The sequence below is a fragment of the Erwinia rhapontici genome (genome assembly GCF_012271765.1).
In the GTDB taxonomy this organism is placed as follows: domain Bacteria; phylum Pseudomonadota; class Gammaproteobacteria; order Enterobacterales; family Enterobacteriaceae; genus Erwinia; species Erwinia rhapontici.
Genome location: NZ_VRKO01000018.1, coordinates 65,159 through 82,540 on the forward strand (window position 1 = coordinate 65,159; position 17,382 = coordinate 82,540).

The following is a 17,382-nucleotide window of genomic DNA, read 5'->3' on the forward strand; positions in this document are numbered from 1 at the left end:
CTACGGGGTTACCCGGCTATTTCGAGCGGCGTTCAGACGTTACACTGTGCTCATTCACGTCATTCAGCGAAGTGAAGGGAATGCGTCAGCGCGTCTGTAGCTTGAAAGATGCGGGGTATTTTGGCATACACTGGCAAATAATGAACCTTTCAGTCATCGCTTCGTGATTGTGTGATGTTTTTTCGGACAAAAGGAACCCTTTTTGATGTTTTTTGCACTGAAAAAAATTGTTGGCGGCCTGCTGCTTCCACTGCCAATGCTGCTGCTGGTGATGGCACTAGGGATTATCTTACTCTGGTTCAGCCGCTGGCAGAAAAGCGGCAAAACACTCATCTCCGTTGCCTGGGCTATTCTGTTGCTGATCAGCCTGCAACCTGTTGCTGACAGACTGCTGGCCCCCATCGAGAATAACTATCCCACCTGGCACAATCAGCACCCGGTGGAATATGTTGTGGTTCTCGGCGGTGGCTACACATGGAATCCGCAATGGGCACCCAGCTCAAATATGCTCAACAATAGCTTGCCACGCCTCACAGAGGGCATTCGTATTTTACAGGCGAACCCAGGGGCAAAACTGATTGTGACCGGCGGACATGCGCAGGGCAACCCGATGAGTTCAGCAGCAGTGGCCTCACTCGTGGCACAATCACTGGGCGTACCGCAAAGTGCGATTATTACGCTGGATAAACCCAGTGACACTGAGCAGGAAGCCCTGGAAGTTTCCCATATTGTCGGGCAGCGACCATTTGCGCTGGTGACCTCCGCTAACCATCTGCCGCGGGCCATGATCTTCTTCCAGCGTCAGGGCCTGGCCCCCTGGCCTGCGCCTGCAAACCAGTTGGCAGTCACATCACCACTGAACTTCTGGGAGCGGGTTTTACCTTCATCATTCTGGCTGGGCCACAGCGAGCGCGCGATCTACGAAAGCCTGGGGCGTTTGTGGCAATGGCTGAAACCCGCCGCCAAACCGTCAGTCGAGCCAGGGAAGGAGTGACTGGCTGGCTGCCGTAAAACGCGCACGGTCAAACTGCGCGGTGTGAATGAGCCGCGCAGTTTCCTCCCAAAGACTATAGAACCAACGGCGTGCAACAAACCCTTCCGCTACGGGGGCTCGCCGCAAGTATTCACTGACGATGCCGTCGCCTGCGCCGGATGCGCATAGCGGGAACAGTTCGAATTCTCGTGGTGCCCAAAGTATCGTACCGGGATTGATCATCGCCAGTAACTGATCCCCCCAGGCCTCTTTCATTATGCTGCTGAGCACCAGGTTGCCGTGGACCAGAACACAGGGATCGTCAAAATCTTTAAACAGTGCGTGCAGACTCTGACGGCTGCGATAAAGCACACGTCGGTCATCCATACTCAGCAATGCCGGTCGCAGGTAGTTGAGCGTCGCCCACAACACCTCCACTCGCTGCGCATACCAGGCGGGCCATCGGTTCTGCTGGGTGCTATCTACCGTTCCCACCAGCCCATGACTGTCGATACGATGCCAGCCGAGCATCCCTTCAACAATCTGTTCCTGCAGCTGCTGCCAGCGCTCGGGCGTACGCGTGGGCGCCTCAACGGAAACGCCACCAATACGCTCTATCAGTAAGACTTCATGCAGGGGCGGCTGCTGGCTGATCACCAAACCATATACGGCAGGCACACGCACCTTCCCTTCACGCATCAGCATTGAGAGCTTATGCGCTTCCTGGGCTGCAATGCCCTTCATATTGAAGTATTTCGCCACTAACGGCAGTGAATGACCACTGTCATCGTAAAGAGTATAAAGACTGGCGTAAGGCTGCTGGCTGATACACTCCACCCGGCTGACGGGTTCGCCCAGTACCAGTGCCAGTTCAGATCGCAGTTGTTCCATCTGCCCTCCTTATCAGGCAAGAGGTCTTATGATGGTGCGAATGGATGAGATTTGCTCCGAACTGGATCAAATTCGTCGTATAAAGTGCGGGGCCAGCACTGTGGCCCCGACGCGGATTTACTGCATGGCTGCGCGAACGCGTAGCAAATCCTCTGGCGTATCAACACCCACGCTGGGAATGGCTTTTGCCACATCAACATGGATTTTTTCGCCGTACCAAAGCACTCGCAACTGCTCCAGCAGCTCGATCTGCTCCAGCGGACTGGCTTCCCATCGGACATAACGGCGGATAAATCCGGCACGATAACCGTAGATACCAATATGGCGCAGGAAGTGGTCACCGATAGTGTCATGGGAAGCCGCAAAGCGCTCACGATCCCACGGGATAGTGGCTCGTGAGAAGTACAGCGCATAACCGTTGGCATCACGTACCACCTTCACCGCATTCGGGTTAAAGGCTTCTTCCGCTGATTCAATCGGCACCGCCAGCGTTGCCATACCCGCAGTGCTGCTGGCCAGATTATCCGCCACCTGGCGAATAATAACCGGTGGGATCATGGGCTCATCACCCTGAACATTAACAATCACCGTGTCATCCGGGAACTGGTAGTGATCAATTACTTCGGCAAGGCGTTCAGTGCCGGACTGATGGTCAGGACGGGTCATACAGACTTCACCACCCGCAGCTTCAACCGCGCGTGCCACATCCTGATTATCCGTGGCTACAATTACCCGTTCAGCACCGGATTCCAGTGCACGTTCCATCACGTGAACCACCATCGGTTTGCCGTGAATATCGACCAGGGGTTTACCCGGCAAACGGGTGGAAGCAAAGCGGGCAGGAATAATGGCAACAAAACTCATGGATGGCTCTCTTCAAGTGTCAATGCGCGTGCTTCAACTTCCAGCAGCACAGGAATACCGTCACGTACCGGATACGCCAGACCATCTGGTTTGCAGATGAGTTCCTGCTGCTCTTTGTTGTAGTACAACTTGCCATGACAGACCGGACAAGCAACGATTTCGAGTAGACGATGATCCATAAATCCTCCGCGATAAATCCAATTTTGCAATGGGCTAAGAATACCATAGCTGTACTGGTGCAGTTACCCGCTCACCACGAAAAACATGCCCCGGATTATATTTCCCAGCGAGTTGGCCAGCAGGAACCCATTGCGTCAGGGAGTTTATTGACCTCGATCATCTCCGCCCCCTGCCAGCGTGCAAATTTCGTCAGAGCACGCTGCACATCATCCACGAACTGCTGGCTGACGCGTGTGTGCCGCTCCAGCCATAATTGTTTGACCTCCAGCACTTTTGTTTTGCGCTGCATACGGGCATCCAGTCGTGCTTTTAACGCACCTCGATGCAAAACAGGCAGGACAAAGTATCCATACTGCCGTTTTTCCTCCGGGGTGTAACATTCCAGGCGATAGTCAAAATCAAACAGTTCAAGCGCGCGTTTGCGATCCCACACCAGTGGGTCAAATGGCGACAGAATAGCAGTATGAGTAGCGGCTTGCGGGTGAGCCAGTTGTGTAAACAGACTGTGATGGACATACATCGTGCCGAGATCTTCAACCTGTACCTCACGTACTGTTTCCTGCTCCAGCCAGCGATCGATGGCCTGGATAACTGGCGCCCGTTTCAGACGGTAATAATCTGCCAGCCAGGCCAGACGAAAGATCCCCAGACTGCACGCACTGTTATCCAGCATACGCTGTACCGCTTCTGCTTCGGTGAGTGCATGCTGTGCATCATCCCAATCTGGCATCATCCGCTCACGCAGGTCATAAACGCGCTGAAACTGACGACGTTCACTGACCATCAACTCACCGGCGGTGAACAGATTTTCCAGGTGGCGCTTATGAGGTTTCCACGCCCACCAACCAGGCTTCTGCCCTGCCGGAGCGGTAAAATCCGCCGAACGAACCGCGCCATTTTCACGGATATGTGCCAGCAAATGGGTGATATCCTGCTGATGCTCATCCATCCATGTCTGGCTGTACTTCCAGCCTAATGCTGAGGGGTTCAGCATGCGGTGACGCAGCAGAGGGTAATCCTCAATGGGAATAAAGCAGGCTTCATGCGCCCAATATTCAAACAGGTTTCGCTGTGCCAGCGCCTGCTCAAGCCAGATGTGCGGATACTCGCCGAGACGGCTGAATAGCACAAGGTAAGGGCTACGCGCCACCACATGGATGGTATCGATTTGCAGCAGTGACATTCGGCGTACCGCCGACAGTAGATCGTCAAACCGGGCTTTATGTGAAGGTGGCCGCAGCAGGCCCTGAGCCGCCAGCTGAAGCTGGCGCGCCTGAACAAGAGAAAGAGTTACCGCCGTCATGATGCCATCCGTAAAGTTCAGATGGCTTTAGTGTAGCGCGATGTGGAGAGTTGTGGACTGAATTAACGTGGAATTAATGCACTGATTTTGTTCAGCAATACGATGGTCTGCTCATCGGGAAGCATGGCATCAACCGGTAAATACCACCAGCTGTCAGTGGCAAAAGCGCGCGCTTTGACCGCATCTTTCTCTGTCATCAACAGTGTCTGTCCTTCCGTTATCAGGGCATTCAGAGTAGCGGCAGTGTAATTCTGATGGTCAGCGAAAGAGACCTCTTTTTGGATCACAACCCCCTGCTGACGCAGCGTGTTGTAAAAACGTGGCGGATGGCCAATACCGGCCATTGCCACCACATTTTGCAGTTGTGCGGCCGGACGATGTTCCCCTGAACGCAGGTTTACCGCCTGGCCCGGCACCAGTTGCATCGACAGTTCACCCGGCTGTGCATGGCCACCGTTGGCGATGACGGCAGTCACACTTTTCAGGCGAGAAGCGCGTTCCCGCATGGGACCTGCGGGCAACCACCAGCCATTACCAAAGCGACGTTCACCATCAACGACGACGATTTCAACATCACGCGCCAGAGCATAGTGCTGTAATCCATCATCAGTGATAATGACATCCACCCCGCCACCGCTCACCAACGCCTCTACGGCCTGACGGCGCTGGGGTGCGACCGCGACCGCCGCACCGGTACGCTGATAGATCAGAACCGGTTCATCACCGGCTTCACGGGTAGTCGTCTCTTCGCCCAGCACCAGCGGATAGCTTTCTGCTTTACCACCATAACCACGAGACACCACCCCAACGCGAAAACCCCGCTGTTGCAGTGCCTGTACCAGCCAGATGACCACTGGCGTTTTACCATTCCCGCCGGCAGTAAGATTACCGACGATTACCACCGGAACGGGTGCACGCCACACTTTACGCCAGCCCCAGTAATAGCTAAGACGGAGCACATTACTGATCAGCCCGTATAACAGGCTGAAAGGCAACAACAACAGATAAAGCGCAGAGCGGCCGCTCCAGATGCGTTCAATCATTGGCCAAATTGCATCTTATGCAGCTGCGCGTAAACACCACGTTCTGCCAGCAACATCTCGTGACTGCCACGCTCAACGATTTGACCATCTTCAACCACTACAATCTCATCCGCTTTTTCAATCGTGGAAAGACGGTGGGCAATCACCAGCGAAGTCCGGTTCTTTTGCAGTTCGTCCAGGGCTGACTGAATAGCACGCTCAGATTCGGTATCCAGAGCCGAGGTGGCTTCATCCAGGATCAGAATCGGGCTGTCACGCAGCAGGGCACGGGCAATGGCAATACGCTGGCGCTGCCCCCCTGAGAGCAATACACCATTCTCACCAATCATCGTATCCAGGCCATTCTCCATCTTGCCGATAAAGTCCATGGCATGGGCCATCGTTGCCGCTTTCTCAATATCTTCGCGGCTGTACTGTTCCTCGCGCGCATAGGCAATATTATTGGCAATGGTGTCATTGAACAAATGCACATTTTGCGATACCAGCGCCACCTGATTACGCAGTGAGGCAAGGGTATATTCACGCAGGTCATGTCCATCCATCAGGACGGCCCCCTGCTGCACATCATAGAAACGGGTCAGCAGGCTCGCCAGCGTTGATTTACCTGAACCCGAGCGCCCGACCAGAGCCACCGTCTTACCCTCAGGGATCGTCAGATTGATATTTCGCAGGGCAGGCACTTCGCGACCAGGATAGGTAAATGTTACCTCACGGAACTCAATGTCGCCCTTTGCCCGCTCAACTATGCGCTTACCGGTATCCACTTCCTGTTCGCTATCGAGAATGGAGAACAACGTCTGACAGGCAGCCATACCGCGCTGGAACTGAGCATTGACGTTAGTCAGTGATTTCAGCGGACGCATCAGGGCAATCATTGACGAGAACACCACGGTGATCGTACCCGCCGTCAGGGTCTCCATCACACTCGGGAAGCTCGCGGCATACAGCACAAAGGCCAGTGCCAGCGAGGCGATCATCTGAATAATCGGGTCTGAAATAGAGGATGCTGAAACCAGTTTCATCCCCTGCTGACGCATGCGATTACTCACACGGTTAAAGCGCTCGCTTTCGATCTCCTGACCACCAAAGATCAGTACTTCTTTATGCCCTTTCAACATCTGTTCAGCGCTGGTCGTCACCTGGCCCATGGTGTTTTGCATATTTTTACTGATATTGCGGAAACGCTTTGAGACCGTACGAATAGCAAATGAAACGATCGGCGCCAGAACGATCAGGATCAGCGACAGCTGCCAGCTGTAGTAAAACATCAAGATAAACAGGCCGATAATCGAAGCACCCTCACGCACCACAGTCACCAGGGCACCGGAAGAGGATGAGGCAACCTGTTCAGAATCATAGGTGATGCGCGATAGCAGCGTACCGGTAGACTGCTGGTCGAAAAAGGCGACCGGCATGCCCATCATATGGCTGAACAGGCGGCGGCGCATGCCCATGACCACATTGCCAGACACCCAGGAAATACAGTAACTGGAAACGTAGCTGGTAACGCCGCGAACGAGCATCAGACCCATTACGACAAGCGGCATCCATAGCAGTACGGCGTTGTTCGCTTTACCAAAACCATCATCGAGTAAAGGCTTCAGCAGTGACAGCATGAGTGTATCGCCAGCCGCATTAAGAATCAGTGCGACTGCAGCCACAATCAATCCCGCCTTATATGGCACAATCATTGGCCAGAGTCGACGGAAGGTCTGCCAGGTGGAGAGATCTTTATCCAGATGCATTATTTAACCAGCTTTGAATGAAATAGCCGCTCATTCTACCTGGAATCCCTGACTACGCCAAACCACTGATGATACCAACGGTTCATTATTTGTTCTCTTAACCCCATAAGTTGCCAGTTATCAACAAAAAAATGGGCGCTGATCTGTCCCGAAAGGGCCGTATCATGCCATTCGACGTGATTTTTATCGTAACGCTGGATAATCTTCGCAGCTGGTAGCCGCCAGGCACTGTAACGCGCGGCTGATGCGACCGCCGCTGTGGCGCCCACCGCGCGTAAGAAAGGTGGAGAAGAGGACGTTCTGCTACCGTGATGTGGAACTTGCAACAGATCCGCCGACAGGTTGGCACGCTGTTCTGCGACCAGTTTTAGCTCTGCCGGGGCCTCAATGTCTCCTGTCAGTAGCACTCGCCATTTTCCGTCCGTGATGGCGACGACACAGGATTGGTTGTTCCCCTCACCTTTTTCCGCCTCGGGTGGCCAGAGAACGCTGAACTGAAGTTCCTGCCAGCGCCAGCGAGTACCTTGGCGACAGGGTAAGTGCCCCCTACGCGCCAGAGCGCTGCGTACACGCGCCGCCGGGAATGCAGCCTGCACCGTTTCCAGCCCGCCAATATGGTCAAGATGGCCGTGACTAATAATAACATCGGTGACGTTTAATCCCTGCCAGTTGAGCCAGGGCAGGATCTGACTACGGGCAACATCCCCTCCTGGCCAGCGGTTACCGGTATCGTATAGCGTTGCCTCGCCGTTACGAGAGACAACGACGGCTAACCCATGGCCAACATCTAACATATCAACACGCCAATGCGGATGGGATCCTACTTCGCGCCAGCTACACAGCAAAAGAGCCGCACTAAACAGGCTGACAGGTGAGGTACGCCACCAGCCGAAACGCAGACTCAAAAGTATCAGCCAGCATAACAGGCTGGCAGCGCCCAACGTTTGGTCCAAAGGAAACCAGCCGCGAGGTAAATGTTGAAGAGGAATAAAAACCAGAGCCAGAGAGTGGTCAACCCATTGCCACAGTAGCGGGCTGACCCACGGCAACGGATTGCACACGATCGCCACAAGAATCAAAGGCACTGTCAGCATCGTGATTAACGGCACTGCCCACAAATTTGCTACCAACGCGCTCAAGCTAAACCCATGAAACAGCATCGCTTGTAGTGGCATTAATAACAGTAGCATTCCAATTTGAAGATGCAGCAAACGCAAGAGCAACCAGCGTTTACCACGGTTAAAACGGCGAGGTAGAGGAAAAAAGTGAAACCACAGTAACAGACCCGCTACCGCCAGCGCTGACAGCCAAAGACTGTCAGAAAGTACGCTTAATGGATCAAAAAACAGGATCAAAGCGATGCACAGGCACCATACCTGCCAACTATGGCAGTGGATAAAACGCAAACGAAGCGTACTCCAGACCAGTAAAGACAGCATTGCCCGCAGCGCGGGGGGATTGCCACCGGATAACCAACAATAGGCTAATGCAATCATCAGGCTGCAATACATAGGCAATCGGTAGCCAATACACCAGGCAGGCAACAGGAACTGAACACCACGCGATAATAACCAGCCGAAACTCGCGGCAAGGGCAATATGCATACCTGAAATCGCCATCAGATGTGCCGTGCCAGTTTCACGCAATAGCAGATTTGTTTCCCTGTCGACTTCCGCTCTTTCGCCAAAGGCCAGTGCAGAAATCAATGCCTGCCACGTCAGATGCCCATAGTTCTTTTGCGTTGCATTAATCACCCTGGCACGCCAGCTGCACTGTGAATCAATAACCTCTGTCGACACCACTCTGCCAGTGAGTGGCGTATGATTAGCCAGCGCAAAACGCTGTCGGTCAAATCCTCCTTCATTGAGCTGAGCATGCACTGGACGCAGAACAAGTTCCATGTTCCAGTGCTGTCCGGCGCAAAAGGCTATCTCCTGCGGCGGAACTTTCAAGGTGGCATAAATCGGAGGGAACAGAATCCTGTCTTTGTAGCGCAGCAGCCGTACTTTAACCATCTTCCCATCGGGTAGTACGTTTTCTACGACAATTTCTGCTTTCAACTGCCCGTGCGTCAGCTGTTCTATTTGATCCAACATGACCCGCCCAGCACAGACTGCCCAGAGGAACAAGACTAATATCAGGGCGACCAATTTTGCACAACGCCATCCGGACAGCGCCATGAGAACAGCTGCGGACAAAACGGGCAGGTCGTAGACAGCAGCAGGAAGCTTAGACAGGAAACTCAGCGGTAGCGTTGCAGCAATGACACTCCATGCCAGCCGGTTCACAGTTATCAACATGACACCTCCCTGTATCAATGATGACCAGTGTGCAGCAATCACTCCTGAAAGTCATATCACCCGGAAAGGATGTGGAAAACACCTCGCAAACAATTTTCGCTATTTGCAAATGTCATCAAGATTTTATGCATAAACCAATGGTTTTATTTTGGGCAAAAAAAAACGACACCGGAGTGTCGTTTTATCGATTCATCGCAATACCCTAAGGTATTAACCGCCGTAAATATTAGCGCGATCACGCAACTCTTTACCTGGCTTGAAGTGTGGAACGTATTTACCTTCCAACTCCACTTTGTCACCCGTTTTCGGGTTACGGCCAGTACGAGGTGCACGATAGTGTAAAGAGAAGCTGCCAAATCCCCGGATTTCAATGCGTTCGCCATCTGACAACGTTGTTGCCATATGCTCAAGCATCTCTTTTACCGCATCCTCAACGACTTTCGCCGGAATATGAGAGTGCTGGCCGGCAAGTCTTTCAATCAGTTCTGACTTGGTCATATAACCTCCGGTTAATCCTTGTTAGGAAAAGTTCTGACAGTAACGACGGTACAGGGCAGCTTGCGCTGCCCTGAAAGCGATTACTCGCCTTTAGCTGCTTTGAAAGCTTCAGCCATTGCGCTAGAGAAGTTGCTTTCTTCCTGTTTGGTGTTAACAGTATTGATTGCTTCTTTCTCATCAGCCTGGTCTTTTGCACGAACAGACAGGCTAACAACGCGGTTTTTACGGTCTACACCGGTGAACTTAGCTTCAACATCGTCGCCAACGTTCAGAACCAGAGTTGCGTCTTCTACGCGGTCCAGCGATGCTTCAGAAGCACGCAGGTAACCTTCAACGCCGTCTGCCAATTCAACTGTAGCACCTTTAGCGTCAACTGCAGTCACTTTACCGTTAACAATTGCACCTTTCTTGTTCAGAGAGATGTAGTTGTTGAACGGATCTTCTGCCAGCTGCTTAACGCCCAGGGAGATACGCTCGCGCTCTGCGTCAACCTGCAGAACAACAGCAGCGATTTCGTCGCCTTTCTTGTATTCACGAACTGCTTCTTCTCCGGTAGCGTTCCAGGAGATGTCAGACAGGTGAACCAGGCCGTCGATGCCGCCGTCCAGGCCGATGAAGATACCAAAGTCAGTGATTGACTTAATTTTACCTTCAACACGGTCGCCCTTGTTGTGGGTTTCTGCAAACTGCTGCCATGGGTTAGATTTGCACTGCTTCAGACCCAGGGAGATACGACGACGTTCTTCGTCGATGTCCAGAACCATAACTTCAACAACATCACCAACGTTAACAACTTTAGATGGGTGAATGTTTTTGTTGGTCCAGTCCATTTCAGAAACGTGTACCAAGCCTTCAACGCCTTCTTCGATTTCAACGAAGCAGCCGTAGTCGGTCAGGTTAGTTACACGACCAGTCAGCTTAGTGCCTTCTGGGTAACGTTTCGCGATAGCAACCCATGGATCTTCGCCCAGCTGCTTCAGACCCAGAGAAACACGGGTACGCTCGCGGTCGAATTTCAGAACTTTAACGGTAATTTCATCGCCAACATTCACGATTTCGCTTGGATGCTTAACGCGTTTCCATGCCATATCAGTGATGTGCAGCAGGCCATCAACGCCGCCCAGATCAACGAATGCACCGTAGTCAGTAAGGTTCTTAACGATACCTTTAACTTCCATGCCTTCCTGCAGGTTTTCCAGCAGCTGATCGCGCTCTGCGCTGTTTTCGGATTCGATAACCGCACGACGTGAAACGACAACGTTGTTACGTTTCTGATCCAGCTTGATGACTTTGAACTCAAGCTCTTTGCCTTCCAGGTGCAGTGTATCGCGCACTGGACGAACGTCTACCAGTGAACCTGGCAGGAACGCACGAATGCCATTCAGCTCAACTGTGAAGCCACCTTTAACTTTGCCGTTGATAACACCGGTAACAGTTTCAGCATCTTCGTAAGCTTTTTCCAGTGTAATCCATGCTTCGTGACGTTTAGCTTTCTCACGAGACAGCAGAGTTTCACCGAAGCCGTCTTCCACTGCATCCAGCGCAACGTCAACTTCGTCGCCTACCTGGATTTCCAGTTCGCCGGCTGCGTTCTTGAACTGCTCTGCAGGGATCGCAGATTCAGATTTCAGACCCGCATCAACCAGGACTACGTCTTTGTCGATAGAGACAACAACGCCACGAACGATGGAACCCGGACGGGTTTCGATTGTTTTTAGGGATTCTTCAAATAGTTCAGCAAAAGATTCAGTCATATTGATAATCTTCAGGATTCTTCAATTTAACGTCCACCTGACATCCTGCCGGGTGGGGTTGTTTCACATGCTCCATGACATCCATATCACAGAGTTAGATAAATCATTCTGCAAGCCGAAGCTCATGCAGAGGTCATTAAGCGTAGTTGATATTTACGCCAGCGCGAGCTTCTCACGCGCATACTTTAATGCAATGTCGATAACCTGCTCGATCGACATCGTTGTCGAATCAAGCACTAACGCATCATCAGCCGGCACCAGTGGTGCAATGGCTCGATTACGATCTCGCTCATCACGCTCTTTTATCTCAGATAAAAGGCGCTCAAAGTTAACACTAAAGCCCTTTTCCTGCAACTGTAGCATACGACGGTTAGCACGTTCTTCAGAGCTGGCATCAAGGAAAATTTTCACTGGTGCATCAGGGAAAACCACCGTGCCCATATCGCGACCATCGGCAATCAATCCCGGAAAATCCCGGAAACCACGCTGACGACGCAGCAATGCTTCACGCACACGAGGGAATGCGGCCACTTTGGAGGCGGTGTTACTGACATCCTGAGTTCGGATTTCACCGGTAACATCTTCACCTTCCAGAATCACTTCCATTTCGCCGTTGTTAGAAACAAAACGCACATCAAGATGGGCGGCGATAGGAACCAAAGCTTCTTCAGAAGCCATATCCACCTGATGATGCAGCGCAGCCAGGGCCAGAACGCGATAAATTGCACCGGAGTCCAACAGGTGCCACTGCAACGCCTCGGCCATCGCTTTACACAATGTACCTTTCCCTGCACCACTTGGGCCATCAATGGTGATCACTGGGGCTATTGCCATCATGTCGTTCTCCTGTCGGTGGAATGCCTGGGCAACGGGTGCCCAGACAAATATCGACGCGCATTATACCCCTCATGCATGAAGCTGCAACTGCGTTGGTTGCGCACCGTATTCTGTCATAGGCGGCACGCATTCCTGACGAAGATGCCCGTTACGCCAGTTGACTGATACGGGCGAGCTGTTCGAAGTAGTCGGGAAACGTTTTCGCCGTGCATTTTGGATCAAGAATGGTCACTGGCGTTGAGGAAAGAGCAACCAGGGAGAAACACATCGCCATACGATGATCGTTATAGGTTCCAATTTCAGCAAATTTAACCTGCGCGGGTGGTGTAATGCGAATGAAGTCATGGCCTTCTTCAACTTCAGCACCCACTTTACGCAGTTCAATGGCCATCGCCGCCAGACGGTCGGTCTCTTTCACACGCCAGTTATAGATATTGCGCATAACCGTTGTACCTTTCGCAAACAGGGCAGCTGTTGCAATGGTCATCGCAGCATCAGGGATATGATTCATATCCAGATCGATAGCATTAAGATCCCCACGCGTACAGGCAATAAAATCATCGCCCCACTCCACGCTGGCGCCCATTTTTTCCAGTACGTCGGCAAAACGAATATCGCCCTGCATACTGTTACGGCCAATACCGGTAACTTTCACCGTTCCACCTTTGATTGCTGCCGCGGCAAGGAAATAAGACGCAGAGGATGCATCACCTTCAACCAGGTAGTCGCCGGGTGCCTGATACTGCTGCTGGCCACGAATGTGGAACGCGCGGTAATCTTCATTCTCAACGTTAACGCCAAAAGTCGCCATCAGGTTGAGCGTGATATCGATATAGGGTTTTGATACCAAATCGCCTTTAATCACAATGCGAGTATCGTTTTCGGCTAACGGTGCGGCCATCAGCAACGCCGTCAGAAACTGACTGGAAACGCTACCATCGACGGCGACTTCGCCACCGCGGAACCCGCCTTTCAGGCGCAGCGGCGGGTAATCTTCCTGCTCAAGGTATTCGACATCGGCCCCCCCTTGACGTAAAGCATCAACCAGGTGGCCAATCGGACGTTCTTTCATGCGAGGCTCACCGGTCAGAACGATGTCGTTGCTGCCCAGGCACAGTGCCGCCGCCAGAGGGCGCATTGCCGTTCCGGCATTGCCAAGAAACAGTTCCAGCGCGCCTTCTGCCTGAAGTGCACCGCCCTGACCTTCGACTTCACACACCGTGCGATCGGCAGACAGTGTGAAATGAACACCCAACGCCTGTAGTGCATTCAGCATATGGCGAACATCGTCGCTATCAAGCAGATTCGTCAGGCGGGTGGTGCCTTTTGCCAGTGCGGCAAGCAGCAGCGCGCGGTTAGACACACTCTTAGAGCCGGGAAGGTTAACGGTGCCATCGACCAGGGCGATAGGTTGTAACGTCAGGGAATCCTGCATGTGAAACGTATTCTCCAAAATAATTACAATGAAACCCCGCTGGGCTGCGGGGTTTCAGATTCAAAACTTACTGCCAATGCAGGCGTACCTTAGCCGTGGCGACGTTCGAAGTCGACCATAAAATCGGTGAGCGTTTTCACGCCCTGCAACGGCATCGCATTGTAGATCGAAGCACGCATGCCGCCGACCACACGGTGGCCTTTCAGAGCATGCAGACCTGCTGCAAATGACTCTTCAAGGAACAGTTTGTCCAGTGTGGCATCAGCCAGTTGGAAGGGTACGTTCATACGTGAACGGTTAGCGGCTACCACATCGTTGCGATAGAAACTGCTGTTATCGATGGTGCCATACAGCAGATCGGCTTTTGCCTGGTTACGTTTATCCAGTTCCGCCACGCCGCCCTGCTCTTTCAGCCACTTAAACACCAAGCCGGACAGATACCAGGCAAAGGTCGGTGGCGTGTTGAACATAGATTCGTTATCCGCCAGGACCTTATAATCCAGGATGGAAGGCAATTCTTTACGCGCCTGACCCAACAGATCTTCACGCACAACGACCAGTGTTAACCCGGCAGGACCAATATTTTTCTGTGCGCCGGCATACAACACGCCGTAACGACTAACATCGATCGGGGACGACAGAATCGTGGAAGAAAGATCGGCCACTACCACTTTATCACCAAAGTCCGGGGTTTCCGGGATCGCGATACCGTCGATCGTTTCGTTCGGGCAGTAATGAACGTAGGCAGCATCATCAGACAGTGCCCACTCGCTCATTGGTTTGATACCGCGCAGGCCATCAATCGTCGTTTTGGCATCGATCACATTTGGCGTGCAGTATTTCTGAGCCTCTTTTACTGCGCTGGCTGCCCAATAACCGCCATCAACATAGTCCGCCGTAGCATGCTGCCCCAACAGATTCATCGGGATGGCAGCAAACTGAGCGCGTGCACCGCCATGGCAGAATAAAACTTTATAGTTGGAGGGGATTTTCAGCAGATCACGAAAATCTTTTTCAGCCTCTTCCGCGACCTGAATAAATTCCTTACTACGGTGGCTGATCTCCATTACGGAGGTTCCTAAACCCTGCCAGTTGCAGAGTTCCTGTTCAGCGCGACGAAGTACTTCTACCGGCAACATAGCCGGGCCTGAGCTAAAATTGAAAACCTGACTCATTTCCCCTCACCACTTTCAGATCAATCGGTTTTGATTCCTCTATCGGTTTTATCATTGCCACCCCGTTGCTGCAATGATTTATCAGGTCGACCGACCAGTTCACCGGCCTGTGCCGCAACAGCTTGTAGGGGAAATGCAACAGCAGACGATATTTTGTGAGGTGTTTTCCTGTTTGAAAAACAGACCCGTTATCTTTTCATCCTAAAATGGCATTCTTGCGTTCATGAAATTAATGATGTCGGATAGCGATTCCGCCGGAAACCCCGTATCATTGCGCGCTTTCCGCACAATCAATAACGAGTGGGCAAAATGACTCAAACTTATATCCCAGGCAAAGACGCCGCGTTGGAAGTTTCCATCGCACGCTTTCAGCAAAAACTGCAGGATCTTGGCTTCAACATCGAAGAAGCATCCTGGCTGAACCCGGTCCCGAATGTCTGGTCAGTTCATATCCGCGATCGCGACTGCCCGCTATGTTTTACCAATGGTAAAGGCGCGAGCAAAAAAGCGGCTCTGGCCTCTGCGCTGGGCGAATACTTTGAACGCCTGTCCACCAACTATTTCTTCGCTGACTTCTGGTTAGGCGAGAAGATCGCTAACGGCGACTTCGTTCACTACCCTAACGAGAAGTGGTTCCCACTGCCGGAAGATGACCAATTGCCAGAAGGCATTCTGGATCCACGACTGCGTAAATTCTACGACCCGGAAAACGAAGTGAGCGCCAGCGAACTGGTTGACTTGCAGTCGGGCAATGCCGCACGCGGCATCTGTGGCCTGCCGTTTACCCGTCAGTCGGATCAGCAAACCGTTTACATCCCGATGAACATTATCGGCAACCTGTATGTATCAAACGGTATGTCTGCCGGTAATACCGCCAACGAAGCCCGCGTTCAGGGGCTGTCAGAGGTATTCGAGCGCTATATTAAAAACCGTATTATCGCGGAATCAATCAGCCTGCCAGCCATTCCGCAAGACGTGTTAAATCGTTATCCAGGCGTTGTCGAAGCCATCGCCTCGCTGGAAGCAGAAGGTTTCCCAATCTTCTCTTACGACGCCTCACTGGGCGGTAAATATCCTGTTATCTGTGTGGTGCTGTTTAACCCTGCTAATGGCACGTGCTTCGCCTCCTTTGGTGCTCACCCTGACTTTGGCGTAGCGCTTGAGCGTACCGTCACCGAACTGCTTCAAGGTCGTGGCCTCAAAGATTTGGATGTGTTCACACCGCCGACCTTCGACGATGAAGAAGTGGCGGAACACGCCAACCTGGAAACACACTTTATCGATTCCAGCGGTCTGATCTCGTGGGATATGTTTAAGGATGACGCCGATTATCCGTTTGTTGACTGGAGCTTTAAAGGCAGCACTGAAGAAGAGTTCTCGACACTGATGGACATATTCAAGTCAGAAGATCAGGAAGTTTACATCGCGGACTATGAGCATCTGGATGTGTACGCTTGCCGCATCATCGTGCCGGGCATGTCTGATATCTACCCGGCAGAAGACCTGCTGCTGGCGAACAACAGCATGGGTGCTTACCTGCGCGATACACTACTCAGCCTGCCGGAAAGCAGCTGGGAAAAAGAAGACTATCTGTCTCTGCTGGAGCAGCTGGATGAAGACGGCCATGACGACTTCACCCGTGTACGCGAACTGCTGGGCCTTGCAACGGGTAAAGATAACGGCTGGTACACACTGCGTATTGGTGAACTTAAGGCGATGTTAGCACTGGCAGCAGGCGATCTGGAACAGGCATTGATTTGGACGGAATGGACCATGGAGTTCAATCAGTCGATCTTCAGCGCCGAACGCGCCAACTACTATCGCTGCCTGCAAACACTGCTGTTATTGAGCCAGGAAGAAGGTCGCGACCCTTTGCAGTATCATACGGCATTCGTCCGTATGTATGGGCAGGAAGCCGTAGACACAGCTTCAGCAGCTATCAGTGGTGAAGCGCCATTTTATGGTTTGCAGGCGGTTGATAACGATCTGAAAGCGTTCCCGGCACACCAATCTCTGCTGGCGGCTTATGAAAAACTTCAGGCGGCCAAACGTCTTTACTGGAAATAATTGACTATAAAAATAGCACCCGGTTAAAGGGGGTTATAAACAGACAAGATTATTTCACCGCAGCCGATCTCTATCTGCAGGTTAATAAAAGGTAACAGCGCAGGCTGTTACCTTTTTAATTGTTACAACCTGGCTATATTTACTCTCGTTTATTCACCCACTCTTTCGCGAAACACATCTGAGATTCAAATATTTTTTTAATAATTAAAAAAGTTTTATTTAAATAAAACAACAACTTAAACAATAAACCCATGATAAAAATAGGGTCTTATCCGCGAATTAGCCGGGCCTATATGATCCACATCAAATTCTTTCCT

14 protein-coding genes are annotated in these 17,382 nt (G+C 52.0%); 2 read left to right on the plus strand and 12 right to left on the minus strand.

Going from position 1 to position 17,382, the window contains the following annotated elements; translation table 11 throughout:
* Positions 1-205: 205 nt before the first annotated feature.
* Positions 206-994 (plus strand): envelope biogenesis factor ElyC, encoded by a 789-nt coding sequence (elyC, locus tag FVB43_RS23230; RefSeq protein ID WP_133842089.1) that lies wholly within the window; start codon positions 206-208, stop codon positions 992-994.
* Here elyC and FVB43_RS23235 read toward each other — a convergent pair.
* The 12 genes from FVB43_RS23235 to serC form a co-directional block, all read right to left on the minus strand.
* Positions 971-1,864, minus strand: coding sequence for a YcbJ family phosphotransferase (locus tag FVB43_RS23235; RefSeq protein WP_167864857.1), 894 nt, complete (start codon positions 1,862-1,864; stop codon positions 971-973). The two genes, elyC and FVB43_RS23235, sit on opposite strands and share 24 nt — an antisense overlap.
* Before the next feature lie 117 nt (positions 1,865-1,981).
* A complete protein-coding gene (kdsB, locus tag FVB43_RS23240; RefSeq protein WP_133841029.1) occupies positions 1,982-2,728 on the minus strand; it encodes a 3-deoxy-manno-octulosonate cytidylyltransferase in 747 nt (248 codons plus the stop codon).
* Entirely contained in the window at positions 2,725-2,907 is a 183-nt protein-coding gene (locus FVB43_RS23245; RefSeq protein WP_023654621.1) for a Trm112 family protein, read from the minus strand. The genes kdsB and FVB43_RS23245 overlap by 4 nt, the downstream gene beginning before the upstream one ends.
* A gap of 95 nt (positions 2,908-3,002) precedes the next feature.
* Complete coding sequence (locus FVB43_RS23250) at positions 3,003-4,211, minus strand: winged helix-turn-helix domain-containing protein (RefSeq protein WP_133841030.1); 1,209 nt, start codon at positions 4,209-4,211, stop codon at positions 3,003-3,005.
* A 62-nt stretch (positions 4,212-4,273) separates the two neighbouring features.
* Positions 4,274-5,254 carry a tetraacyldisaccharide 4'-kinase gene (lpxK, locus tag FVB43_RS23255; RefSeq protein WP_167864858.1) on the minus strand — a complete coding sequence of 327 codons (981 nt, stop codon included), beginning with the start codon at positions 5,252-5,254 and terminating at the stop codon, positions 4,274-4,276.
* On the minus strand, positions 5,251-6,999 hold the full coding sequence (gene msbA / locus FVB43_RS23260) for a lipid A ABC transporter ATP-binding protein/permease MsbA (RefSeq protein WP_167864859.1): 1,749 nt from the start codon (positions 6,997-6,999) through the stop codon (positions 5,251-5,253). The genes lpxK and msbA overlap by 4 nt, the downstream gene beginning before the upstream one ends.
* A gap of 35 nt (positions 7,000-7,034) precedes the next feature.
* Positions 7,035-9,299: a ComEC family protein gene (locus FVB43_RS23265; protein WP_167864860.1), complete on the minus strand. Its 2,265-nt coding sequence runs from the start codon at positions 9,297-9,299 to the stop codon at positions 7,035-7,037.
* 210 nt (positions 9,300-9,509) lie between these two features.
* On the minus strand, positions 9,510-9,797 hold the full coding sequence (gene ihfB / locus FVB43_RS23270; protein WP_062743871.1) for an integration host factor subunit beta: 288 nt from the start codon (positions 9,795-9,797) through the stop codon (positions 9,510-9,512).
* Positions 9,798-9,877: 80 nt separating this feature from the next.
* Entirely contained in the window at positions 9,878-11,551 is a 1,674-nt protein-coding gene (gene rpsA / locus FVB43_RS23275; RefSeq protein WP_133841034.1) for a 30S ribosomal protein S1, read from the minus strand.
* A gap of 153 nt (positions 11,552-11,704) precedes the next feature.
* Positions 11,705-12,388 carry a (d)CMP kinase gene (gene cmk, locus FVB43_RS23280; protein ID WP_133841035.1) on the minus strand — a complete coding sequence of 228 codons (684 nt, stop codon included), beginning with the start codon at positions 12,386-12,388 and terminating at the stop codon, positions 11,705-11,707.
* A gap of 148 nt (positions 12,389-12,536) precedes the next feature.
* Positions 12,537-13,823: a 3-phosphoshikimate 1-carboxyvinyltransferase gene (gene aroA, locus FVB43_RS23285; protein ID WP_159337132.1), complete on the minus strand. Its 1,287-nt coding sequence runs from the start codon at positions 13,821-13,823 to the stop codon at positions 12,537-12,539.
* Between the two features lie 89 nt (positions 13,824-13,912).
* Positions 13,913-14,998: a 3-phosphoserine/phosphohydroxythreonine transaminase gene (gene serC / locus FVB43_RS23290; protein WP_133841037.1), complete on the minus strand. Its 1,086-nt coding sequence runs from the start codon at positions 14,996-14,998 to the stop codon at positions 13,913-13,915.
* Between the two features lie 309 nt (positions 14,999-15,307).
* Here serC and ycaO point away from each other — a divergent pair, with 309 nt between their 5' ends.
* Positions 15,308-17,065 carry a 30S ribosomal protein S12 methylthiotransferase accessory factor YcaO gene (gene ycaO, locus FVB43_RS23295; protein WP_159337133.1) on the plus strand — a complete coding sequence of 586 codons (1,758 nt, stop codon included), beginning with the start codon at positions 15,308-15,310 and terminating at the stop codon, positions 17,063-17,065.
* Positions 17,066-17,382: the final 317 nt, after the last annotated feature.

What these genes read in the sequence shown, in the direction of transcription:
- elyC (WP_133842089.1), top strand. Translation starts at nt 206, where the DNA reads ATGTTTTTTGCACTGAAAAAAATTGTTGGCGGCCTGCTGCTTCCACTG.
- FVB43_RS23245 (WP_023654621.1), bottom strand. Translation starts at nt 2,907, where the DNA reads ATGGATCATCGTCTACTCGAAATCGTTGCTTGTCCGGTCTGTCATGGC.
- serC (WP_133841037.1), bottom strand. Translation starts at nt 14,998, where the DNA reads ATGAGTCAGGTTTTCAATTTTAGCTCAGGCCCGGCTATGTTGCCGGTA.
- aroA (WP_159337132.1), bottom strand. Translation starts at nt 13,823, where the DNA reads ATGCAGGATTCCCTGACGTTACAACCTATCGCCCTGGTCGATGGCACC.
- kdsB (WP_133841029.1), bottom strand. Translation starts at nt 2,728, where the DNA reads ATGAGTTTTGTTGCCATTATTCCTGCCCGCTTTGCTTCCACCCGTTTG.
- rpsA (WP_133841034.1), bottom strand. Translation starts at nt 11,551, where the DNA reads ATGACTGAATCTTTTGCTGAACTATTTGAAGAATCCCTAAAAACAATC.
- FVB43_RS23250 (WP_133841030.1), bottom strand. Translation starts at nt 4,211, where the DNA reads ATGACGGCGGTAACTCTTTCTCTTGTTCAGGCGCGCCAGCTTCAGCTG.
- FVB43_RS23265 (WP_167864860.1), bottom strand. Translation starts at nt 9,299, where the DNA reads ATGTTGATAACTGTGAACCGGCTGGCATGGAGTGTCATTGCTGCAACG.
- ihfB (WP_062743871.1), bottom strand. Translation starts at nt 9,797, where the DNA reads ATGACCAAGTCAGAACTGATTGAAAGACTTGCCGGCCAGCACTCTCAT.
- ycaO (WP_159337133.1), top strand. Translation starts at nt 15,308, where the DNA reads ATGACTCAAACTTATATCCCAGGCAAAGACGCCGCGTTGGAAGTTTCC.
- msbA (WP_167864859.1), bottom strand. Translation starts at nt 6,999, where the DNA reads ATGCATCTGGATAAAGATCTCTCCACCTGGCAGACCTTCCGTCGACTC.
- lpxK (WP_167864858.1), bottom strand. Translation starts at nt 5,254, where the DNA reads ATGATTGAACGCATCTGGAGCGGCCGCTCTGCGCTTTATCTGTTGTTG.
- cmk (WP_133841035.1), bottom strand. Translation starts at nt 12,388, where the DNA reads ATGATGGCAATAGCCCCAGTGATCACCATTGATGGCCCAAGTGGTGCA.
- FVB43_RS23235 (WP_167864857.1), bottom strand. Translation starts at nt 1,864, where the DNA reads ATGGAACAACTGCGATCTGAACTGGCACTGGTACTGGGCGAACCCGTC.